Consider the following 22,033-nt stretch of genomic DNA (forward strand, 5'->3'; position numbering starts at 1 on the left):
ACTTATATATGAAGTAAGTTGTGGCGGGTCAGCAAAACAAGGTTTTTTTTTGGTAAAAGAGAAAGCCGTGGTCGATAAAAAAAAAAACGGCGAAAATATCCTAAAGCGTTGCGCTATCCATGGCGTGTTATTCCGAGGCTATTCAGGTGGCGGTGGATGCATTTCGCAACCGCCAATGGCAGGTAGTGCCATGGTTGAACAACAGTATAGCGACTTCTTTATTCCTTTTTTCCGCAAAGGAGGAGGATGCGAGGCTTATGCCACTCTGATAGAAGGATCTATGCAGGTAGTGCGTCAAGGCAAACAGTATATCGTTACCGGCATCATCTCTGTATCCAAAGAACAACTCCGCAAAGATTTAGAAGCAGCAGGAGTGGTGAAACGATTAAACAGTGGATTTTAACCCTAACACGAAACAATATGAAGAAAACCATTCTCATCAGCATCGCCATATTTATGATGGCAGGTGCAAAGGCACAAGTGGCCATGTCGCCACGAGTAGGATTCGAGACCCAATGTCTCGGTGTGGAGGAAGATGGCACTCAGACACTACGTGTATGGGGATTCGGCAGCAAGAAGAAAGATGCGGTAGAACAAGCTATGAAAACTGCCGTACGTGACATTCTCTTCAAGGGTATTCATGCTGGCATGGAAGGTTGCAACACACGTCCTATGCTGACAGAAGTCAATGCTCGCGAACGTCACGAAGCCTATTTCAACAAGTTCTTTGCCGACGGCAACCGTTTCAAGAAATATGTTTCTTTCAAGGATGAGAAAAAGAAGAAAAAGTCAAGAGAACATACCGAGAGTACGTTGGGAACCCGATGGAGCATTGTGGTAACCGTGAAATGTCCACAGTTGCGCCAACGACTCATCAAAGATAAAATTATTCAGAAAGACTATAAATAGACACGCTATAATAATGAACACAAGGATTAACATTATACTGATAGCATTGTTGGCAATTGCCATGCCGTCGTTCGGACAGGCCAAACTGCCGAAATTGATGGTTGTGCCAAGTGATGTATGGTGTAACGAACACCATTGTATGGATACTGTAGATGTAATGGGCATCAAGGAAATGATTCCCAACTATAAGAAGGCACTACAGGAAAACCGCGACCTGATGGCGGTCATCTCCAAAATCAACACCCTCATGGCAGAACGTGGTTTCCCTTTGCAGGACCTCTCACAGACCATCAAAAGTATAGAACGTCTCAATCAAGAGAATAGTGTTATGCGTACCAAGACCTCAGGTGCTGGTTTGGCAGAGAGTCCTGTTGATCGTTTGCGTCGCACGGCTCGTGCCGACATTATCTTAGAAGTAGATTGGGGAGTGAATGTCAATGGACCGAAACGTTCCATTACCTACAATCTCCGCGGACTCGATGCCTATAGTAACAAGCAGGTTGCTGGTGCAGAAGGAACTGGAGCACCATCATTCTCTGCAGAAGTTCCAGTACTCATAGAAGAGGCGGTACAAGACCACATGGACAGTTTCACATCTCTGCTCCGCCAGCACTTCGATGACCTTCTTGCCAAAGGCCGCGAGGTTGTTATCGAATTACAGATTCCAGACAACGGACAAGAACTCGATTTCGAAACAGAGTATGATGGTAAGGAACTCGGCGAACTGATTACCGAATGGATGGCAAACAATACCGTAGAACATCGTTTCAACAAGAGCGATGCCACCGAAAACTATCTGCTCTTCGATCAAGTTCGCATCCCACTCTACCACACCAACGGTATGGCTATGGATGCAGAAGGTTTTGCACGCGAACTACGTAAATATCTGAAAGGAGCCCCACGCAACATATCCACTAAGGTGGTCAACCGTGGACTGGGTCGCTGTCTGCTTATTGTTGGAGAAAAATAAAGTATTACGACTATGAAGAAATATATTGCATCGTTTATCATAGCCTGCACAACGGCACTTTCCGTTCAGGCTCAAGAGTGCAGTCTGCCTATTGGCATTGCATTCCAGTCTGGTGCGTCTGCCATTCCTGTATCTTACCAACGAGTGGTAGCAGGCAAACTGCGCCAGTTGTTGACAACGAATGGTGTATCGGCAATGGCAGGACTCCATAGTTTTGCATTGGTCCCTGAATATGAAATCATAGGCAAGAGCATCACAGCAGGTCCTCCCCGCCAAACAGTCTGTCAGATACAACTCAACCTAAAGGTGCTCAACGCTGACGATGGTGTTGTATTCTCGGCATATACCACTCAACTCGATGGTGTCGGTCAGAGTGATGCTGCCGCATTCAGCGATGCCGTAAAACGGCTGACGCCACGTCATCAAGGATTGTCAGACTTCATTGCTCAATCTCAAAAAAAGATTGTTGCATACTATGATGCGCAAGCAGACCGTATCATTGCCCGTGCCAAGATGCTGGACCAAACCCGTAAGTATGATGAAGCCATCTACGAGTTGCTCATTATTCCCGAATGTGCAGCAGCCTATGATCGTGCGCTATCATGTGTCAAGGAAGTATGGCAACATCGTATCAACACCGAAGGCGAACGACTATTGACCAAAGCCGTTGCCGTTTGGTCTGGTCGTACAAATAGTGATGCTGCTATCGAAGCCGCCAATCTGTTGGCAGAGATAGATCCCGAATCATCAAGTTATGAGGCTGCTATCAAACTTCTTGAGGAAATCAAAGAGAAGGCTGAACTGAATACACCATGGGATATTGCACTAAAAGTCATGGACGACAACATCGATATGGAGCAACGTCGCCTCGATGCTTCCAAGGAAGTAGCTAAAGCCTACGCAGAGAACATGCCACAGACAGAAACCAAACTTCTATTCTTAGATAAATAAATATCTTTAAGCAGAATTTAACTTATAACTCCCGAAACAATGAATATGAAAAATTTAAACTTCAAGTATTTTTTAGGCATTCTTACCGTATGCATCATGCAAGGAGTTTGCAGTAGTTGTTCAAACGATGACAATGGAACAGCTTCTGTCCAAGCATCACTTGCAGGAATTTGGCAAGGTGACTATGCTCAATGGGTCATTCAACCAGATGGCACATACGAGGTAATCAACGAAATAATTAATATCGGACTAAATCCCGGAGAACCGGAGTCTAGTGAATATATCGAATGGGAAGGTAGTGGCAAAATCATCTACAATGGCAATAGTTCTCCTTTAATTATCGAAACTGGAGAAGGGAGTCTTACCATTACTGACTATAAAATAGAACGTGATAAAATTACACTAAAGATGCAAGGCGAAACGGTTACTCTTAACAGAAGGGCTGCTTTCAAAAACAAAGCACCGAAACAACTGAAGAATTGCCGTTTTAACTGCGAAATAGACAGATACTACAATCTTTATTTCGACGAAACAGGAAAGGCGCTCTTCGCAAAGGGTTGTGAATGGGATGGTTTGACAGAACCTATAACATATAATTACACTAAAACAAGTCAGAATACTGCAACTTTGACTTGTAGTTTTACTATAAAATACCCGATGGTGGGTAATTGTTATGGAATAGAAAAACATACCTTGACTTATGATCTTGAATTCAGAGGCACTTATATGGAAAACGGAATAGACAAGATGTATTTTGGAAAAACTATAGCAGAAGAAAAAATTGAGTATGAAGCGTATGACAAAAATGGAAATTTAATTAATGAGTCTTCTTCAACAGATAGTGGATATGAATATTTTGCTATCCGAAACGAATAGAATCAAGCAACAACTCATATTTCAATATATATAAAAACAGATATCAATATTACAATAACCTCAAAAAAATTATGATTATGAAAAAAACAGTATTTACATTTGCGTTACTTCTTATTTTAGGAATAGGAAACAGTACAGCCCAAACCAATGAAGCAAAACCATTTGAAGGAGAAATAGTGTCTAAAGTAAACTCTTACCAAAAGGTAAAGACCAAACTCAAAACAAAGAATATTATTGCCAAAATGATAGCGGGATCTATTATCAAGAAGAACGTTGATAATAATCCTGATTTTTACAACGGCATCTGTACCACCACCCTTCTTATTAAAGGATCAAAGATACGCGAGCATCATGGTGGTAAAAATAGTGTTACGATTACTCAGACAGATGGAAATGTGACAAAAACTGCCATCTATTATCCCTACATCAAAAAAGGCTATTACTTCACTGATGCTGCTAATAATGCCACAGGAGAAGGAGGAACAACAATTGGTGGTGTGACTATCAACCAGTCAAAAATAGAAAAGACCGGTGAAATGATGGTTGACAGTTACAAGTGTGATGTATATAAAGTAAAATATGAGTTAGTGTCAGATACTTTGGACAACCATTCTGTGACAAACGTCCACTGCGAATGGGCTGTTATCCCTGATTCTGTTACAGCGGGAAAAGGCAATACACCACTGGCAGAAAGCAGAGTTTTGAAATCCACATCAAATATTGTCGTTCAATCTACATCGGAAATGCTCAATATGGACATGCAATTTAATATCTCCAGCACTTTAAAGAAAATTACTATGCGCCCTGTTGACGATTCTGAATTTGAGATTCCTGCGGATATCAAAATGGTGGATATAAATGAGAAACCCAAGGAGATGATTAAGATCATACAGGAAAATGCTAAGTATCTCAAGAAGAATGGACTGTGGCAAGAAGCTCCAGATGAGGCACCCAAGATCTATGACAACCTTTCCGAAGACTGGGATTATTAAAACGTATGAGACCACGATTTATCATATTACTGACAATGGTTTCTTCTGCTGGGTTCGCCCAACAAGAAGACTCCTTGTTTCTATACAGACGAGGGTCGATATATTCTTTTATGATATGTCACCGCGATTTAGCTTTTTCCACCGAAATAGAACAGGCTTTCAATGCTATGCCTATTCCTGACAAATATAACGACCACAATGTAGGAAAGAGAGTCTTCTATACCACAGAACGAAAACTGAAGATGAAGGAACTTGATCATCATTATGGTTTCAAGATCAACGACTTGTCTGACAAAGCAAAGATGAACGACTTCGACCTGATTCTTCAGCAGCAACACATTGCGAGTCGCCTTGTTGCACGATGGTTTCAGCGCAAGAAATCCACAGGCATTTGTAGTATGAACCTTGTTCAAGAGCGTGGTTATAATAATGCATCTGAAATGGAGAAACGCCTTGCTGCCCTTTCTGTGCGCAAAGATGCGCTGTTGCAGGATGCTGGCGAGGAGTTAATCGGCAGTACATTTGTATTGATCAACGATATTCGCTATATAGATAAAAGTTCCGGATCTGCTGTTATTGGCGGAATAGTGAGTGCTGCTATTCAAACCAACAATATTCTGAATGGTTCCAACACCATTGGTCAGGATGATTTAGGAACACTTATCGCCACATACAAAGGATTCAATGTTAAAATCAACACTTACCTTTATCAATTGGTGTGGGATAAAGAGATCTCATCGTTCTTTTATAATGAAATATATACAGACACTATAGACGATAGAAAGAAACAAAACTTCGAAAGCAACCGAGGCAAATTCACACTGATATTCCTTGGCATGCAGGAAAGCAGTGGCAAAGACATTTCTTTCATGGGTATCAACGAATCAGAGCCACAGGTCATGGTGCGCAAGGCTTGTCAACGGGCTTTGGATGAAAATGTGGCAAACCTCCAGAAAAACTTCGATGTATTCAAGATTAAGTCACCATTATTGGCCGTTGCGCCTTTGAAATGTGAAATTGGAAAGAAAGAAGGTATTACCGAGAAGAGTCGTTTTGAAGTCTTAGAGGCTGTAGAAGACGATAAAGGGCACATAGAATATAAGCGTGTTGGTGTTATACGTCCTGCAAAAAATCTGATTTGGGACAACCGCTTTATGGCAAAAGAGGAAAAGGCAGAAGGTGCAGAATTGGGATTCACAACTTTTGAGAAGGTCAGCGGTAAAGATTTCTATCCTGGCATGTTGATTAGAGAGATCAAGTAACATCGGCTATGGGAGAAAAGAAGAAGTAAAAAACACATATATGGTTACCTTTCGGCGATAGGCTGTTGCAGCATGGTTTTCCTTCGTTGCAAAATCATTCATGTACATGCCATCTTTTCCGTTACGTTAAAATGGTTTGTTCGGAATATCCATACCTTTGCAATTGGATATCAATCAACACTATTATAATATGGATAAGAAAGAAATGAGATTTTGCCAAAGCTGCGGTATGCCGCTGACAGACGATATTCTTGGTACCAATGCCGATGGCAGCAAGAGTGAAGAGTTTTGCATCTACTGCTATAAAGACGGGGTATTTACCGGAAACTACACTATGGAAGAGATGGCAGATTATTGTTCAATGTTTGTAGATGAATACAACAAGAACATGGGAAAACAACTCACAAAGTGTGAATACAAGCAACAACTACTGCAGTGGTTTCCGAAACTCAAGCGATGGAGCATGCCACAGGATGCCATTCCACATGCCGACCATCCCATGAAACAGGTATATATCGACCACATCAATGCACTCGGCATTGACGAACTTCACGTGAACAATCTCTATGTCTTCATAGGGGCTATGGTCAACCAATTCTATACCGTCAATGGCAATACCACCAAACTTCTTAATGATAATGAGGCATATTGGGGAACTCAGATTCAGAAATCAAATGGTCGTTGCTATGGTGTTGCGTGTAATGAGAAGTATATTCTCGTGAGCGAATATAACAAAAATGGTAGCAATGCCGAAGTTGTGACCTTAACCCGAATCGACCATGAAGTAGGAAAGAAATAGAATCTACATCGTTCTCGTGCGCACGCATGCGTATGTATGCACGCGCACGCGATGTCGAAAAAATCGACCACTCGACCACCACATAGCATATCTCGCTGTAAATTACCCGTTTATAGTGGTGGTCGATTGTTCTCTGAGTGCTTTTTCGACCACCAATTGACCACCCATCGACCACCATGCGCTTATTGTTGTTAAGATGATGACTGTTTAGACAGCGAAGTAAACCAACAGCGACAACACCTGTTCCTAATATTTGAAAGTACTTGTTTCTTATGTTTGAAAAGACCTGTTTACAACGTTGAAAAGACTTGTTTACAACGTTTGAAAACAACTTTATCAAACGTTGGATAACATCTTTGTCAAACGTTGGATAACATCTTTGTCAAACGTTGGATAAAAACATTATCAAGGTTTGTTAGAACCCTGAAAATAATTTCTTTTCAATAATTTCAATATTTCGTCACAAGCATATAATAGTTAGCGACCATAAAACCTGATATATAAACTGGAGAAACGGATGCTTGTTTCTCCAGTTATATTCGGTTATTTCATGCATCACAAACCATTATTCTGCAAACCTTTCCGCATCTTTTCGCCATATTCCTCCGACACATAATTGTAAATATCCCTACAACACTCTGCCGAGAAATCAAGAGCTGACAATACAAGAGCGTCCCATTGTGATTCGGTAAGCCCTTGGTCAATATGCTGGCGGGTAATGCCATTCTTGATGAGTCCGTAGATGAAACCTGCATTGAAATTGTCGCCGGCACCGATGGTGCTGACCGTTTCGGTGGGCAAAACGGGATATTGCTTGCTGAAACCACTATCACCACGCACCTCAACAGGGTCTGCCGAACGGGTATAGATGAACTTTTTGGTATAGAAGGCTATCTGCGAACGATAAACGGTGTCGGCATCATGCTGGCGGAAGAGTATTTCGAAATCCTCCGAACTGCCACGCACAATGTCTGCCATCTCTAAATTGTCGAGCAGATTGGGCGTCACCTTCATCACCTCGTTCTTATGAGAAGCACGGAAATTGACGTCATAATAAAGTATGGCGCCACGTTGGCGAGCATAGTCAAGGAAGGCATATACCTGGGGACGGATGACAGGATTGAGAGCAAAGAAACTGCCGAAAAGCACGATGTCATCGGCATTAACCTCAGGATAGACATAGTCTATGCGATCGTGGGGATGGTCTTTATAGAAAATATAGTCGGCATCGTTGTGGTCGTTGAGAAATGCCAACGACAATGGCGACTTTGATTCAGGATAGACATTGACGTAGGAAGCATCGATACCATTGCTTTCCATAAACTTAATGATATTTTGTCCGATACGGTCGTTGCCTGTCTCACTAATCATACTCGCCTTCACTCCCGAACGTCCGAGAGAGATGATGGCATTGAAAGTGCTACCACCAGGCAGTGCGCTGATGGGTTTCTCGTCGCGAAAGATGATGTCGAGCACCGTTTCGCCTATTCCTATTACTTTTCGCATAGCATTTGTGTGTTGTTGTTTCAATATAGCAGACAAAGTTAAAGCAATTTTGCGTAAATACAAAAAGAAAAAAATATTTTTTATGAACGTTTTCATCGGAACCGAACTGGGTCGAGTTATGTCATGTCGTGAAAACAATGATGAAATCCAACCATTTTTTAATATCCTCCATCCATTTATGGCTTTTTCTCAATTATTAGCTGTAATTTTGCAAACGAAATATTGTTTTTTGAGATGAACAACTATCACACCTATACACTCAACAATGGTCTCCGAGTAATCCATCTGCCATCTGATTCGCCCGTTGTATATTGCGGAATCGGCGTGCGCGCGGGGTCCTGCCAGGAAGAAACGGGCAAAGAAGGCGTTGCCCACTTCTGCGAACACGTAACTTTCAAAGGCACTGCACGACGCTCGGCACTACAGATTCTCAACACACTGGAGCGTGTGGGTGGCGACCTCAATGCCTTTACCAACAAGGAAGACACGGTGTTTTACGCTGCTATACTGCGCGACCACCTGCCCAAGGCGGTAGATTTATTGTGCGACATCGTATTCCACAGCACTTATCCTGATACTGAAGTGGGGCGCGAACTGGATGTGATATGCGACGAAATAGAGAGTTACAACGACTCGCCTGCCGAACTTATCTACGATGACTACGAGAACTTGCTGTTCTGCGGACACCCTTTGGGCCACAACATACTGGGCAGTCGCGACGTGGTGGCACACTTCACTGCCGACGATGCACGTCTGTTCACCAGAAAACACTATCGCCCTAACAATGCCATTTTCTTTGCCTACGGCGATATAGACTTTCAGAAGCTCATCAAACTGCTGGAACGCCACGCTGATGTCATAGGCACAACGATGAAAAGCGACGAAAAAGCGCCCATTTCATCGGGATCTACAGACCTGTCCGAAACTTATACCGACCCGGGAGAGCATACCCATATCGTGCAACGAAACACCCATCAGGCACACGTCATGCTGGGCTGTCGCACCTTCTGTTTCGATGACAAGCGACGTCTGCCACTCTATCTGCTCAACAACATATTGGGCGGACCAGGCATGAATGCACGCCTCAACCTGTCGCTGCGCGAGCGCAACGGACTGGTATATACCGTAGAAAGCAGCATGGCGAGCTATCACGACACAGGGGTGTGGTCGGTATATTTCGGTTGCGACCACCACGATGTGAAGCGCTGCCTGCGACTGGTTCACCACGAACTGGACCGACTGATGCAGCGTCCGCTCAGTCAACGACAACTGCACGATGCAAAGCAACAGTTGAAAGGACAGATTGCCATAGCCTGCGACAACCGCGAACAGTATGCACTCGACATTGCCAAATCGTATCTGCACTACGGCAAGGAGCGCGACATCGACTTGCTACTCCAGCAGATTGACGCCTTGACCGCTGACCAACTGCTCGATGTGGCACGATATACGTTTGATCCTGAACGGTTGCAAACACTCATTTACGAATAGAGCTACACAGCGCGTTTCGCCAGAAACTACGACAGAAACAGCCATCAGACAGTAAGAGGATGCTACGGAGCAAAAGCTCTATAGCATCCTCTTATACTTAGGATTGGCAGTTGCCAGTATGGTCTGGCTACTCGTTGATAACTTTCTGAATGGTGCCATCCTCATTGTAGAAGAGGCGTTGTACCTTCAGTGAACGCAACCATGTCTTATCGTTGCTGGGCACACAGTCGTGGTAGAAGAGATACCACTGACCCTTGAACTCTACGATAGAATGGTGAGTGGTCCATCCCACAACAGGATCGAGTATCACACCCTGATAGGTGAACGGTCCGTAAGGATTGTCGCCAATACCATAGCAGAGGTAGTGGGAGTCACCAGTAGAATATGAGAAATAGTACTTACCATTATACTTGTGCATCCACGATGCCTCGAAGAAACGGTGAGGATCGTCGGCCTTAAGGGGCTGTCCGTCTTTGTCAACCACGAGAACTGGGCGTGGTGCTTCAGCAAACTGCTTCACATCGTCGCTCATGCGAACCACACGACTGGGCAGTGCTGGTGTACCTTCCTGCAATACCAACGGAGTTTTTTTGTCGGGAGCCGGGCCCATCACAACGCCCTGCTCACCTGGAACGGGAGTTACGCCATTGTCGCCGTACCACTGAAGCTGTCCGCCCCAAAGTCCGCCAAAATAGCAATAAATCTGTCCGTCATCGTCTTTGAATACCGATGGGTCGATACTGAACGAGCCGCGGATGGGCTGTGGTTCCGGCACAAACGGTCCTTCGGGACAATCAGCCACAGCCACACCAAGATGGAACACGCCATTATAATCTTTTGCAGAGAATATCAGATAGTATTTGCCATCCTTCTCTACCACGTCGTTGTCCCACATCTGCTTCTCTGCCCATGCCACTTGCTCTACATCGAGCACTACGCCATGGTCAGTAGCCTCATCGTTTTCCACATCGTTGAACGATAATACGTGGTAGTCTTTCATTTGGAAATGACCGCCATCATCATCGAAAGCCTCACCGCTCTCCCTATCGTGTGAGGGATAGACGTATAGCTTACCGTTGAACACATTGGCTGAAGGGTCAGCCATATAATCTTTCGGAAATAGGTAACGGGGTAGTTTTGCCATAATAGTCAGTTGTTTTATTAGTTATGTTATTTCTTTGTTTTCTTCTTGCCTTTGGTCTTTGCTGCTGCTTTACAGCAGTCACTACCTTCAGGGCGCACTACATTGATGATGGCTTGGATCTCCGGTTTGGGTTGGTTCTGACGGTCAAAGAGTGTGGCATAATCGGTGCGACCCTTGATGGGGAAGTCGTTTCGCCACGAACAAGCATCGTTCAGACACCAGAAATTGACTCTCAGAATATCGTCGCGATGGCGCACCAACATCTGGAAAAAACGAGTCCAGAAGTCTTCCACCTCTTTCTTCTTCGCTGCAGGGAGACCATCTTTATAGGGATCCATCTCTGGACGATAGGCAAACATATCGGAGATATTGGCGCCAGCAAAGCCAAACGGATTGGGCAACACCGACAGATCGAGCTCTGAGAAGAAGGTCTTTACGCCCAAACTGGTAATGGTCTTGATGGAATGTTCGTATTCCTCTACATAGTTGTTATCATCGAGTATGAGATGCCCCTGCATGCCGATGGCGGTAATGGGCAGTCCTTTGCGGATGAGTGGAGCGAAGTATCGAGCTACACCTTCCACCTTTGTCGCCCTATTCATCGAGAAATCGTTGTAGTAAAGTTGGGCTGTTGGGTCTGCCTCGTGGGCATATTGGAATGCCAGAGGTATGTAGTCTTCACCCAGAATCTGATAGAAGAGGCTCTTGCGAAGTGTTCCGTCATCCTCAAATCCCTCATTGACCACATCCCAGGCTTCGATTCTTCCTTTGAAATGACTGACGATAGTGGTGATATGCTCGCGCATGCGCTTCTTCAAAACCTCAGGCGAAACGAGGTTCCCTTGTTCGTCATAATGGAACCATGGGGCACATTGCGAGTGCCAAATCAAGCAATGGCCCAGCACTTTCAGTCCTGCAGCACGTGCCTTATCTACAAATTGATCGGCAAGCGTAAAGTCATAGACACCCTCTTGGGGGTGGATAACTTCGCATTTCATGCAATTTTCAGCCACTACATAATTGAAATTGCGGACGATAACATCCCAATCTATAGTCTGATCGGTATCGATTCCGCCGGTAATAGTCTGATCTGCCAGACTCTTTGAGTTGGCTTTCACCTGCCACTGGTTAACACTTACGCCAGTATTCCAATAGTCACGGTAGGCGTCTTTCAAGGTGATTTGCTGCGCAAAAGCAGCGGTTGCCACGACTGTGGCGGTTGTCAGGAGTGCTGTTCTTAGATGTTTCATTGATGCTTTAAGCGTAGTTTTACGGTGCAAAGATAACACTTTTCTGCTTCACTTTCATTTGATGGTGTCACACAATACCACATCATTTGTTTCATTTCGGGATAAACCCATGTTTTTTTTCGTTTTCATCGCTTTTTTTATGTAAGTTTGCAAGAGAAAAAACAAAAAACTATAAGACAAATGAAACGAAGACTTTCCACTACTCTCCTTACACTCTTTTGCATCGCCATGAGCGGTACAGCACAAGTGCGACTGCCACAACTCTTTCAAAATGGTATGGTGGTGCAACGCAACAAACCCACCGTAATATGGGGCGATGCCCAACCAGGACAGCAGATAGGCATCAGGCTGCACAAGCAGAAAACGATGGTAACGGCTGATGCCGACGGACATTTTCGTGCCACCCTTGCACCACAGAAGGCTGGCGGACCTTACCAACTGACCATTGGCACTACGGTTATCAATGATGTGATGATTGGCGACGTGTGGTTGTGCGCCGGACAATCGAACATGGATGTCACTATTGAGCGCGTATATCCACAGTATCCCGATGAAATCGACCATTATGAGAACTCCAAGATACGCTATTTCCGCGTACAAACTGATAAGGACACCCATGCTCCGAAAGCCGATGTGCTACCCACAAGTTGGAAACCATTGACACAAGCCAACGTTAAGGGTTTCTCCGCCATCAGTTATTTTCTTGCCAAAAGGATGTTTGAACAAACCGGTGTGGCACAAGGAGTGATCTGCAACTCCTTAGGTGGAACACCCGTCGAGGCTTGGATTTCTGCCGATTCACTACTGTCTGAATTTCCCATAATGGTACAGAAAACCATGCTGTACGATAATCCGGAGATGGTTGCAGCACAGGACAAAGCCAACAATATGGCAAACAACCGATGGTCTGAACTGCTTGACAAGAGCGACAAAGGCATGGCTGAAGGATGGAACAGCGAGGCTTATAACGATAAAGACTGGCGCACCGTGAACCAATACAGCACGCTGACACAAGGCTACCATGGCAACTATAGGGGGGCGCTTTGGCTTCGCCAACACCTCAACATCGACAGCAAGCATGCCGGAAAAGCAGCGCGACTGTTGGTGGGAACCCTCTTCGACATGGATTACACCTTTGTAAATGGTCGCGAGGTGGGTCGCACCTATTATCAATATCCGCCACGCCGCTACCAGATTCCTACCGGTTTGCTTCACGAAGGTGACAACGTACTGTCCATACGCTTCATCAGCAAATACGGAATACCCCATTTCATCCACGAAAAACCCTATATGCTCATCTTTGAAGATGGCGACACCCTGCGTCTCAGCGAACAATGGAAAGTGCAGGAAGGAGCATTGATGACAACCTGTCCAAGTGGCGGTACATCCATACAAAACTTGCCTTCGGTACTTTACAATGCTATGCTCTACCCCTTGGCACCTTATACTATTAATGGTGTGGTGTGGTATCAAGGTGAATCGAATACCGGTGCCAACGATGGATGGGTGGAAGACAATGGCCCTGCCGTATATGGAAAACTGCTGAAAAAGATGATGGGCAACTGGCGCGCACTGTGGAACAACGAACAACTGCCGTTCTGCATCGTGCAATTGGCAAACTTCATGGCGCCCAGCGAACAGCCTCAGCCTCGCTCGGCATGGGCACGACTGCGTGAAGCACAGCGTCTGGTAGCCATCAACGACCCGTTTGCCGAACTGGCAGTAGCCATCGATATGGGTGAAACGGTAGATATCCATCCGTTGCGCAAAAAGGAGGTTGCTGATCGTGTAGGTGCTTGCATGGATCATTTAGTATATGGCAAGAAGGCATGGCTGTCGCCACAACCCGTGAAAGCAACAGCCAACGAGCGCCAAGTAACCGTCAGCTTCAACCAACCCATGCTGTCGGGCGAACAGCCAGAGTTTGAAGTTTGCGACGCTTCAGGCCGTTTTGTCAACGCCAAAGCCACATGCGATGGCTCCACAGTCACTATCGAGAGTCCTGTTGCCAACCCTGTCCGCGTGCGTTATGCCTTTAAGGACAACCCATTGAAAGCACGCTTACAATCGGCAAAAGCCGTTCCTGCCAGTCCGTTTGAAATAGCTATCGAACACTAATATTCTTCATTTTTAGCCGATTCCATCGGCATTATATCAATTCGTCAGCCTCATCTGTGATTCCTCAGATGGGGCTGATGGTTGTTTATACAATATGGTGATATGATGTAGCAAGGACTATTATCACTATCAACAATACCGATTGCTGTTTATATATAATATGGTGTCGCTTTACCACAGAAGGCAGTTCGGTAGATTACAAAAAATAAATAGCGCCTATAAACACTACGGGTCGCATGCCTATGCACACGACCCGTAGTCTATTTCATTAAGCGTGGGCATAAAACCACACGCCACACAGCCTATCAATTTATAGCATCGGCAGTCTCACGCTTTTCAATTTCCATGTTAATCTCATCGATTACATCGTCGGTCAACTCATAACGAGAGATGATAAACATAGCCAAAACCAACAGAACAGCAGGTATCACACATACCAACCAGAGGATTCCTTCCTCGGCAAATGGTGTCTGTTCGACGCTCTTTGGATTATAAGCTACGTAAGCCAAGATAGCAGGAGCAACCACACTGCCGAGTGTCATACCAGCTTTGAAGAATATTCCAGTCAGGGCGTTGACAATACCGGCAATACGCTTTCCGCTCTTGTATTCACCATAAGAGATTACCTCTGGCACCAGTGCCCACATATAACCAGTGGCAACGATAACACCAGTAGATTTCACAAACTGAGCCACATAAACAAGTGTCATGCTTGGTGCATCCATCTTTGCCACAATATAGAGGAAGGCCATACCGATAATGGCAATGCTGAGGAATACATAGAACATATTCTTCTTGCCAATAGCTCTTTTAATCATTGGTACCAATGGCATGAAGATGAATGAAGGCGCCGAACCAAGTCCCATGAATATGGAGAGCTGCTCGGAAGTGCCGTGCATATTGCAGTTCATGAAATAAGCACCGGCAGCATTACCAATACTCATCATAGCAAAGGCTGTGATGAAGAAGAAGGCTATGATACGCAATGGACGGTTATGGAAAAACTCCATCCAAAGGTCGCTGACCTTCACATTGGCACTCTCTTCTGCATTCATTACCACACGTTCCTTACACTGTGTGAAGCAGAACAGCAGTAGCAACAGACCCACCAAAGCATAGATTGTCATCGTAGTAAACCATGCGCCAGGATCTTTAGGCAGTCCTTCCACCTGCTCATCGGTAAAGTAAGCAATGAGCAGTGGCAGACCTGAGCCTACTGCCAGACCACCACAGTTTGCCATAAACATACGCACTGAGGTGAGAATGGTTATCTCGTTGGTGTCGCGAGTCAGTGAAGAGTTGAGCGCACCATAGGGCACATTGATGAAAGTATAGAGCAATGTCATGGCAATGTACGTCACGTAGGCATAGAGCAACGACGGTGCAAAGCCGTTCCAGAAACACAGAATGGCAAAACCCGATAGTGGTATGCCGACATAAACCAGGTATGCCCTGTATTTACCCAATGTAGGATTGTGCTTGTCGATGAGTGCCCCAACAATAGGGTCCCATATCACATTAGCCACATTTCCCACCGTAAACATGACCGATACATCGACAGCATCGAGTCCGTAGATATCGGTGTAGAAGAATAGCAGATACATGCAGGTAGTCTGGAAAATCAGATTCTGAGCTAAATCGCCGGAACCGAAACCGATTCGCTGCAACCACGAAAGCTTATAGAAGCCTTTCGTTTCATTTTGAGATTCAAATTGTGCCATTATTACTTTATAGTTTTATTGTTTTCAAATACAGTTGGCTTAGTTGCTTGCAAAATTAAAAAATTTGTGGCTGATTACCATTCACAGATGTTACAAATATATTGTACTTTGTTTCATCCATGCCTTACAAAGGCAAAAAAGCTGTTGAAATGGGCTTTATAGCGTGTTATAAACCCATGAGAACAATAAGGAAAATACTAAAGGCGCTATTGCTTAACAGATGTTAATAGAAAACATTTTTTAACTAAGAAAAATAGAAAGTGAACTTATTGTGCACAAACTACAAGTAATTTTGCCACCGAAAAACATTATTCACTATAATCTTTTATACTATGAACTACAATTACAGAACCCCGCTAAACCCTGCTTCGAGCGAGCAGCAGTTGATGATCAAACAACAAAGAAGAATGGCACGTACGAAACTGGCACAAGATTTTTGCCAACTACTAAACAGTCCGAACAGTCCTAACCTGCATTGGAACAGTACCATCAGCGATCTCATGGAGGTGGTACTCCTGGTGTTCCAAGAAGGAAACATCGTCAACAAGACCGGATGTCCCTGCTCGTTTAGAGATATGGCAACCGAGATTTGCAACAAACTGCATGTCAAACAGCCCCGCTATGCCCGACGGTGTGCTAACCAGGCCACGCAGCGCAAAGGTGTCAGACAGTGTTCGTTTCTGGACCGCTACCTGTTTACAATGACCAACAACAACGGTGATTCACTACTCAACCAGTATGTGGGACGATGATTACACGGGGCGGGAAATGCCTGCCCAACAATTTTCAATTAACCCAAAAACACACTCTTATCATAACAACCGAATAATTTTTAATATCATGAAAAACACCAAACAAATCCAGTTGAGCGAACATTTCTCGCTCAGAGAGATGACTGCATCGGGCACTGCCATGCAGTTGAACATTGACAACACGCCCGACGAGGCACAAACCGAATGTCTGCGCAACCTATGTCAACAGGTGCTCGAACCGCTGCGAAAGCGCTTTGGAGTCATCAGAGTGACCAGCGGATTCCGCAGCAAACGGTTGAACAACGCTGTTGGCGGTGTGATTTGCTCGCAACACCTGTTGGGTGAGGCAGCCGACCTACACATCAGCAACAGGGAAGTGGGGCGAAAGATGTATGATTACATCCGCAACAATCTGGATTTCGACCAGCTATTGTTCGAACACCGAATGGCAAACGGATGTATTTGGCTACACGTCAGCTACACCAAACGCCATCCCAACCGCCACGATGCACGCCCGGTCTATCTCTAAGCGCCTACTGGCAGAGGGCCTACGAACTATCAATATGCTCGAAAGGCAGTATGCCGGAATCGTATGTCAGCACTGCTGGACACCTGTCTCCCACCCTTTTATATAAATAAAGTGTGGGGGCTTGGCAAAAAACGAGGTATCCTGTGGGGGATAAGACAATTTGCTTTCGCCTCTAAAAAACATTAACTTTGCACCTGCAATCCGGATGCAACGAGATTATCAACAACATGTCTAACTCAAAAACACCATGAAAACAATGAAAAAGAATTGGCAAACCATCATCAAAGCAATTATCGCAGTACTCAGCGCACTACTTGGCGCACTCGGCACCTCAGCCATGTATAACAGCTGATGAACACCTACAAAGGAAGAGGGAAGTCCACAACGGACTTCCCTTTTTTATTGTTTTGATTTCAATATCACCAATACGCTTTGGCAATATCGCTCGCGTCGATTGGCAATATCGCTCGTGTCGATTGGCAATATCGCTCGTGTCGATTGGCAATATCGCTCGTGTCGATTGGCAATATCGATTGCGTCGATTGGCAATATCGATTGTGTTATTCAACAACGACAGGTTTTTCGTCGTTTTTCTGCAGTTCGCGATAGATCACAGCATTGAGCGAAACGGCAGCACAGAGTCCTACAATGACAGCGATAAGAACAATGAGCCATCCAATATAAGGAATATTTGTGCCAATCATGATGGTGATGAAAATCACAAACGCAAGTGCAAGTTGTAGGAAGAAAATCTTCCATTTATATCCCATAGTCATCTTGTTGCTCTCGGTGAGACATTGTGCCCAACTGATTTTCTTATCGAGCAACAGATAGACAGCCATTGACCAACTGATGGAAATGACAATGGCAGGAATCACAAGGAATGCAAATCCGATACCAATACCTGCTGCCATCACACCTTGCAACAGGAAATATTCACCCATCACATTGCGATATTTGGCATCAAAGATGCTGAGTGGACTGATCACCTTGCCTTTGCTCAACTCAACAGGAAGGTTGGAAATGGCAATGGTGGTGCCCACGTTGATATAAGGAATCCATACGGTCAACACATACAGAATGACTGCCACTACGATAGATGTCACATTTTTCATTCCGATGACATACGCATCGGTCAATGAAGGCATGAAGGATAATTTTTCGTTCATAAATCTTTAGGTTTTTATTTGTTATTGAATAATTATGCCAGTATATTCCGTATAATATCTATCATTCGAAAGCAAAATTAGAACATTTCATTCATATTTGCAAGTTATTCATTGCTTTTCTTTATATTTTGTTTAACTTTTCACCACTATCCTGTATCAAAAACTGTAAATGATGAAAAGAACCGCTACACTAATTATCATCGCCCTGATGCTCATGGCTTTGCACAAGTGGTTTTCTGACTGTCGGTTTCTGTTGCAGCCAACCCGATGTTGCAGAGTAATACAGTGACGAAAAACAAAATGGCAAGTCAGTATGAAGTATTATAATAGGCATAAAAAATCTCCCGCCCAATCCGGACGGGAGATTTTTATGTTGCTTAGCAATGAAATTAATTCATAGCGAAGAAGATGTCGCTGTTGGCAATGAGGCGAGCCTTGTTTACACCTTCCTGATTGAGGGTAAAGCTTTCGGTTTCACCGTTGATATTTGCCATGATAGTGCCATCACCGTTGAAGCGGAAGATTTCCTTCACAACGCCGTCCTGCTCCATTGACCAAGAGTCAGTTTTCTGGTCGTGGATGAAGCGTGTAACTTCTCCGGTAGGCGCTTTGACCTCATATCCGTTTTTCAGCGTAGTCACAGCATAGTAGCGACCATCCTGTCCCATCACCTGCTTCGTCTTTCCAACATCAGCCAAGGGATTTGATCCTGTCCAGAACTCGATAGAGTTGAGCACCAAAGAGTCAGCAAACAGACACAAGCCGCCCACGATAGGAGTGAGGATGAAGCCAACGATAGCGTTGACATACTTATTGTTTGTCATCTGAGTCTCCCACTTAGCAAACTTGTTGAAGAGACTGAAAGAACCGATACACGAACTGGTTGCGAGGCAACCGATGAGCAGCCATGCTGCTACTTTCACATTGAGTTTTCTCATAGTCGTGGTGTTTAAGTTAATAATATAATGATTATAGATAATATACAGATTCTGGACCCATGCAGAAGAGCAGGTCGAGGATGGAGAGGTTGGACTGAAATCCGTGTCGCCGCTCAAACACTTGCCAGTAGCGCCGAGGTTGGAAATCGGCATCGGGCAAAGGATGTTTGGCATGGATGACCTGTCTGAAATCGTCGTAGGATCCATCGCCGACAGCCGTTAGTGCCGTTTTGCCGTGGGCAGTATCGGCAGGCAGATATGCCGTGGAGTATTCCACGGCGGGACTGATGTCAATCAGCTGGCATACAGTCTGTCTGATTTCCTCGTTGAAATCAATAAGATAGTCGATTCGCCGCTCATAGAATGGGCGGATATCATCGGCATAATATTCAAAGAATGGACTCTCGCTATAGGCGCTCTGAAGGGCATTCCAGTGTGTGCGGCGCCACTGGTTGTGGTCGCTGATGCGCAGGTCTTTCACCTCGTGTCCGTCCGCCAACCGTTCTACGGGCACTGTGAGAGCCTGCAATCCGTTGGCCGTAGCGATGATACAGCGGTTGCGGTAGGTTTGTTTCTGATAGGAGTCGTGTTGCTCAATGATGGTGCGGTCGTATCGGTGGAGCTTCTGATACCACTGTATAGGACCGAAATAGGCTGTTTGCAATACTGCCGTTTTTACCATATTGCACTCCTTTCTGGACTATAACCCTCGAAGATATTCTTGGTATCGTCGTGACTGTAGAGTATGCCAGCTACCCTTCCGATGATGTTGCGCTCGCTGATGAATCCCAAATGGCGTGAATCTACGGGGTTGTCATCGGCAATAGCTTCGAGCCAATAGTAGTCGAAGGCGCTGCATGTGATGCGTCCGGGGACTATCAGCGGTCCGTTGGTGGTGTGGATGGTATCGCCAGGAATGGCGGTACAGCGTGCCACACAGATGCCTTTGACAGAGTCGCCTGGCATGTCGAATGCCACGATATCGCCGCGTCTGACGCCTTCGCGCAGCAGTCGGCTGTAGGGCAACAGTCGTCCGCCATCTATGCGCAAGCCGTAACTCCATCGGCTGACGATGAGTCTGTCGCCGTTGATGAATACCGGTGCGAGTGCTCGTCCGTCCACGGTATATAGCGTGAAGGCTAAAGCGCGAAATGCCAGCATCAGTAGGAATGCCGATGCAAGAGCTATCACGAACTTCAGCCAATTAGCCATTATATACTATTTAATGTTATCAACAAAGCGGAACAATCTGCTCCAGCGTATGCCGCCGAAACCGTTTCTATCGGGATCGCTGCTCCACCAGATGAAGATGGGCTTGCCCACGATATGGTCTTCGGGCACAAATCCCCAGTATCTTGAGTCGAGCGAGTTATGGCGGTTGTCGCCCATCATCCAGTAGTAGTCGAGCTTGAAGGTATAGCTTGTTGCCACCTTACCGTTGATGATGATTTTCCCGTCAGCCACTTCGAGGGTATTTCCTTCGTAGGTACGTATGCAACGCTCGTAGATGGGCAGGTTGTCGAGTGTCAGTTGGATGGTTTGTCCCTTAGCGGGTATCCATACCGGACCATAGTTGTCGCGAGTCCAGTGGGTATTGCCGTTGAGTGGGTAGATGTCGAGTGTGCTGTTGTCATCAGATATTTTGATGCTCTCCACCAGATCTTTTCTCTTGGCAAGTGTGCTGACGGCGCGTTGTGTCAAAGGCATATATCCTGCCGTATTGAGCGACATGAGGTCTTCCATGGTAATACCTAAGTCTTCCATGAGTTCTTCGGGCAGGTTTTGCTTGAGCTTCAGATTGTAGGCATACTGCACATTGTCGGGCTCTTTGTTGGCTTTGCCGTCGAGATAGACAATGCGGTTTTTGATTTGCAGGGTCTGTCCGGGCAGTCCTACGCAGCGCTTCACATAGTTTTCGCGGCGGTCGGCTGGTCGGGTAATGATTTCTCCGTATTCAGCCTGATTGCGCTCCACTTCCTGTCTGCCTGCCTGATAGATGAAGTCGAAATACATGCGGCGCTGCATGGCAGAGAGCGAGTCTGGATTTGGACGTTGCGGATATATCTGGTATCCCAACTGATAACAGAGTTGATAGAAATCGTGGGCTTGATACTGTGGTGCGGCACACAGGGTGTCGCCGGCAGGATAGTTGAACACCACGATATCGTTGAGTTTCACTTTTCCAAAACCTTTGGCTCGACGGTAGTCCCAGTGTGGCCATTCGATATAGCTCTTACACTCGAAGATGGGCAGTGTATGCTGTGTGAGTGGAAGTGTGAGTGGTGTTTCTGGAATGCGTGGTCCGTAGCTCATCTTCGAAACGAAGAGGTAGTCGCCCGTCAGCAGTGATTTCTCAAGTGAACTTGATGGAATGACATAGTTCTGAAAGAAGAACAGGTTGATGAAATATACTGCCACGAGTGCAAACACCAGTGCATCGATCCACGACATGATGAACTTGACGGGGCCTTCAGCGTCTTTCCACCACTGCCAACGTATCTTCTTGGTGATATAGATATCGTAGATGAATGGTACGACGATGAGTCCGAGCCATGATTTCAACCATACGAGAAACAAGAGATAGAGGATGATGACAATGGCAAACTTAGTCCATTGCACCTTCATATTGAGTTTTTCCTTTTCTTTCTTCTCCATG

At 45.3% G+C, this 22,033-nt stretch carries 21 protein-coding genes and 1 pseudogene; 13 read left to right on the plus strand and 9 right to left on the minus strand.

Annotation, left to right across the window (positions count from 1 at the left end; translation table 11 throughout):
- Positions 1–49: 49 nt before the first annotated feature.
- The 8 genes and pseudogenes from CIK93_RS11205 to CIK93_RS13945 all read left to right on the plus strand — a co-directional run.
- Positions 50–403, plus strand: a complete 354-nt coding sequence (locus CIK93_RS11205; RefSeq protein WP_144269544.1) for a hypothetical protein — start codon at positions 50–52, stop codon at positions 401–403.
- Between the two features lie 17 nt (positions 404–420).
- Positions 421–909, plus strand: coding sequence for a hypothetical protein (locus CIK93_RS11210; protein ID WP_094391528.1), 489 nt, complete (start codon positions 421–423; stop codon positions 907–909).
- Between the two features lie 13 nt (positions 910–922).
- Entirely contained in the window at positions 923–1,879 is a 957-nt protein-coding gene (locus CIK93_RS11215) for a DUF6175 family protein (RefSeq protein ID WP_094391529.1), read from the plus strand.
- 12 nt (positions 1,880–1,891) lie between these two features.
- Positions 1,892–2,830, plus strand: a complete 939-nt coding sequence (locus tag CIK93_RS11220; RefSeq protein ID WP_094391530.1) for a hypothetical protein — start codon at positions 1,892–1,894, stop codon at positions 2,828–2,830.
- Between the two features lie 39 nt (positions 2,831–2,869).
- Positions 2,870–3,706: a hypothetical protein gene (locus CIK93_RS11225; protein ID WP_094434814.1), complete on the plus strand. Its 837-nt coding sequence runs from the start codon at positions 2,870–2,872 to the stop codon at positions 3,704–3,706.
- A gap of 77 nt (positions 3,707–3,783) precedes the next feature.
- Positions 3,784–4,698, plus strand: a complete 915-nt coding sequence (locus tag CIK93_RS11230) for a hypothetical protein (RefSeq protein ID WP_144269545.1) — start codon at positions 3,784–3,786, stop codon at positions 4,696–4,698.
- A gap of 5 nt (positions 4,699–4,703) precedes the next feature.
- Positions 4,704–5,960 (plus strand): hypothetical protein, encoded by a 1,257-nt coding sequence (locus CIK93_RS11235; RefSeq protein WP_254046790.1) that lies wholly within the window; start codon positions 4,704–4,706, stop codon positions 5,958–5,960.
- A gap of 190 nt (positions 5,961–6,150) precedes the next feature.
- Positions 6,151–6,420 (plus strand): annotated as a pseudogene (locus CIK93_RS13945) (zinc ribbon domain-containing protein); the annotation flags it as partial.
- A gap of 894 nt (positions 6,421–7,314) precedes the next feature.
- Here the strand turns inward: CIK93_RS13945 and CIK93_RS11245 are convergent.
- The gene (locus tag CIK93_RS11245) at positions 7,315–8,265 is read right to left on the minus strand and encodes a carbohydrate kinase (protein ID WP_094447454.1); all 951 of its coding nucleotides are present in this window, start codon (positions 8,263–8,265) and stop codon (positions 7,315–7,317) included.
- A gap of 234 nt (positions 8,266–8,499) precedes the next feature.
- Here CIK93_RS11245 and CIK93_RS11250 point away from each other — a divergent pair, with 234 nt between their 5' ends.
- Positions 8,500–9,756: a pitrilysin family protein gene (locus CIK93_RS11250; protein ID WP_094447416.1), complete on the plus strand. Its 1,257-nt coding sequence runs from the start codon at positions 8,500–8,502 to the stop codon at positions 9,754–9,756.
- A 127-nt stretch (positions 9,757–9,883) separates the two neighbouring features.
- Here CIK93_RS11250 and CIK93_RS11255 read toward each other — a convergent pair whose 3' ends face one another.
- Positions 9,884–10,900, minus strand: a complete 1,017-nt coding sequence (locus CIK93_RS11255; RefSeq protein WP_094391537.1) for a glycoside hydrolase family 43 protein — start codon at positions 10,898–10,900, stop codon at positions 9,884–9,886.
- Between the two features lie 26 nt (positions 10,901–10,926).
- Positions 10,927–12,150 carry an endo-1,4-beta-xylanase gene (locus CIK93_RS11260; protein WP_094447417.1) on the minus strand — a complete coding sequence of 408 codons (1,224 nt, stop codon included), beginning with the start codon at positions 12,148–12,150 and terminating at the stop codon, positions 10,927–10,929.
- Between the two features lie 180 nt (positions 12,151–12,330).
- Here CIK93_RS11260 and CIK93_RS11265 point away from each other — a divergent pair, with 180 nt between their 5' ends.
- A complete protein-coding gene (locus tag CIK93_RS11265) occupies positions 12,331–14,268 on the plus strand; it encodes a sialate O-acetylesterase (protein WP_094447418.1) in 1,938 nt (645 codons plus the stop codon).
- Positions 14,269–14,573: 305 nt separating this feature from the next.
- Here the strand turns inward: CIK93_RS11265 and CIK93_RS11270 are convergent, their stop codons facing one another.
- Complete coding sequence (locus CIK93_RS11270; protein WP_094391540.1) at positions 14,574–15,989, minus strand: MFS transporter; 1,416 nt, start codon at positions 15,987–15,989, stop codon at positions 14,574–14,576.
- A gap of 332 nt (positions 15,990–16,321) precedes the next feature.
- Here CIK93_RS11270 and CIK93_RS11275 point away from each other — a divergent pair, with 332 nt between their 5' ends.
- From CIK93_RS11275 to CIK93_RS13735, 3 genes are all read left to right on the plus strand, one after another.
- Positions 16,322–16,741, plus strand: a complete 420-nt coding sequence (locus CIK93_RS11275; RefSeq protein ID WP_094447419.1) for a hypothetical protein — start codon at positions 16,322–16,324, stop codon at positions 16,739–16,741.
- Positions 16,742–16,829: 88 nt separating this feature from the next.
- Positions 16,830–17,270, plus strand: coding sequence for a D-Ala-D-Ala carboxypeptidase family metallohydrolase (locus tag CIK93_RS11280; RefSeq protein WP_094391542.1), 441 nt, complete (start codon positions 16,830–16,832; stop codon positions 17,268–17,270).
- 256 nt (positions 17,271–17,526) lie between these two features.
- Positions 17,527–17,622 (plus strand): smalltalk protein, encoded by a 96-nt coding sequence (locus CIK93_RS13735; protein ID WP_158214640.1) that lies wholly within the window; start codon positions 17,527–17,529, stop codon positions 17,620–17,622.
- 208 nt (positions 17,623–17,830) lie between these two features.
- Here the strand turns inward: CIK93_RS13735 and CIK93_RS11285 are convergent, their stop codons facing one another.
- From CIK93_RS11285 to lepB (CIK93_RS11305), 5 genes are all read right to left on the minus strand, one after another.
- Entirely contained in the window at positions 17,831–18,439 is a 609-nt protein-coding gene (locus CIK93_RS11285) for a hypothetical protein (RefSeq protein WP_094447420.1), read from the minus strand.
- 389 nt (positions 18,440–18,828) lie between these two features.
- Positions 18,829–19,377, minus strand: a complete 549-nt coding sequence (locus CIK93_RS11290) for a DUF3332 domain-containing protein (RefSeq protein WP_094391543.1) — start codon at positions 19,375–19,377, stop codon at positions 18,829–18,831.
- A gap of 31 nt (positions 19,378–19,408) precedes the next feature.
- Complete coding sequence (locus CIK93_RS11295) at positions 19,409–20,059, minus strand: WbqC family protein (RefSeq protein WP_094434830.1); 651 nt, start codon at positions 20,057–20,059, stop codon at positions 19,409–19,411.
- Positions 20,053–20,589, minus strand: coding sequence for a signal peptidase I (lepB, locus tag CIK93_RS11300; RefSeq protein ID WP_094391545.1), 537 nt, complete (start codon positions 20,587–20,589; stop codon positions 20,053–20,055). Before lepB (CIK93_RS11300) ends, CIK93_RS11295 begins: the two co-directional genes overlap by 7 nt.
- 6 nt (positions 20,590–20,595) lie before the next feature.
- Positions 20,596–22,032, minus strand: coding sequence for a signal peptidase I (gene lepB, locus CIK93_RS11305; RefSeq protein ID WP_094447421.1), 1,437 nt, complete (start codon positions 22,030–22,032; stop codon positions 20,596–20,598).
- Position 22,033: the final 1 nt, after the last annotated feature.

The sequence above is a fragment of the Prevotella sp. P3-92 genome, from assembly GCF_002251205.1.
In the GTDB taxonomy this organism is placed as follows: Bacteria; Bacteroidota; Bacteroidia; order Bacteroidales; family Bacteroidaceae; genus Prevotella.

What these genes read in the sequence shown, in the direction of transcription:
- CIK93_RS11210 (WP_094391528.1), top strand. Translation starts at nt 421, where the DNA reads ATGAAGAAAACCATTCTCATCAGCATCGCCATATTTATGATGGCAGGT.
- CIK93_RS11215 (WP_094391529.1), top strand. Translation starts at nt 923, where the DNA reads ATGAACACAAGGATTAACATTATACTGATAGCATTGTTGGCAATTGCC.
- CIK93_RS11220 (WP_094391530.1), top strand. Translation starts at nt 1,892, where the DNA reads ATGAAGAAATATATTGCATCGTTTATCATAGCCTGCACAACGGCACTT.
- CIK93_RS11225 (WP_094434814.1), top strand. Translation starts at nt 2,870, where the DNA reads ATGAATATGAAAAATTTAAACTTCAAGTATTTTTTAGGCATTCTTACC.
- CIK93_RS11230 (WP_144269545.1), top strand. Translation starts at nt 3,784, where the DNA reads ATGAAAAAAACAGTATTTACATTTGCGTTACTTCTTATTTTAGGAATA.
- CIK93_RS11235 (WP_254046790.1), top strand. Translation starts at nt 4,704, where the DNA reads ATGAGACCACGATTTATCATATTACTGACAATGGTTTCTTCTGCTGGG.
- CIK93_RS11245 (WP_094447454.1), bottom strand. Translation starts at nt 8,265, where the DNA reads ATGCGAAAAGTAATAGGAATAGGCGAAACGGTGCTCGACATCATCTTT.
- CIK93_RS11250 (WP_094447416.1), top strand. Translation starts at nt 8,500, where the DNA reads ATGAACAACTATCACACCTATACACTCAACAATGGTCTCCGAGTAATC.
- CIK93_RS11255 (WP_094391537.1), bottom strand. Translation starts at nt 10,900, where the DNA reads ATGGCAAAACTACCCCGTTACCTATTTCCGAAAGATTATATGGCTGAC.
- CIK93_RS11260 (WP_094447417.1), bottom strand. Translation starts at nt 12,150, where the DNA reads ATGAAACATCTAAGAACAGCACTCCTGACAACCGCCACAGTCGTGGCA.
- CIK93_RS11265 (WP_094447418.1), top strand. Translation starts at nt 12,331, where the DNA reads ATGAAACGAAGACTTTCCACTACTCTCCTTACACTCTTTTGCATCGCC.
- CIK93_RS11270 (WP_094391540.1), bottom strand. Translation starts at nt 15,989, where the DNA reads ATGGCACAATTTGAATCTCAAAATGAAACGAAAGGCTTCTATAAGCTT.
- CIK93_RS11275 (WP_094447419.1), top strand. Translation starts at nt 16,322, where the DNA reads ATGAACTACAATTACAGAACCCCGCTAAACCCTGCTTCGAGCGAGCAG.
- CIK93_RS11280 (WP_094391542.1), top strand. Translation starts at nt 16,830, where the DNA reads ATGAAAAACACCAAACAAATCCAGTTGAGCGAACATTTCTCGCTCAGA.
- CIK93_RS13735 (WP_158214640.1), top strand. Translation starts at nt 17,527, where the DNA reads ATGAAAAAGAATTGGCAAACCATCATCAAAGCAATTATCGCAGTACTC.
- CIK93_RS11285 (WP_094447420.1), bottom strand. Translation starts at nt 18,439, where the DNA reads ATGAACGAAAAATTATCCTTCATGCCTTCATTGACCGATGCGTATGTC.
- CIK93_RS11290 (WP_094391543.1), bottom strand. Translation starts at nt 19,377, where the DNA reads ATGAGAAAACTCAATGTGAAAGTAGCAGCATGGCTGCTCATCGGTTGC.
- CIK93_RS11295 (WP_094434830.1), bottom strand. Translation starts at nt 20,059, where the DNA reads ATGGTAAAAACGGCAGTATTGCAAACAGCCTATTTCGGTCCTATACAG.
- lepB (WP_094391545.1), bottom strand. Translation starts at nt 20,589, where the DNA reads ATGGCTAATTGGCTGAAGTTCGTGATAGCTCTTGCATCGGCATTCCTA.
- lepB (WP_094447421.1), bottom strand. Translation starts at nt 22,032, where the DNA reads ATGGAGAAGAAAGAAAAGGAAAAACTCAATATGAAGGTGCAATGGACT.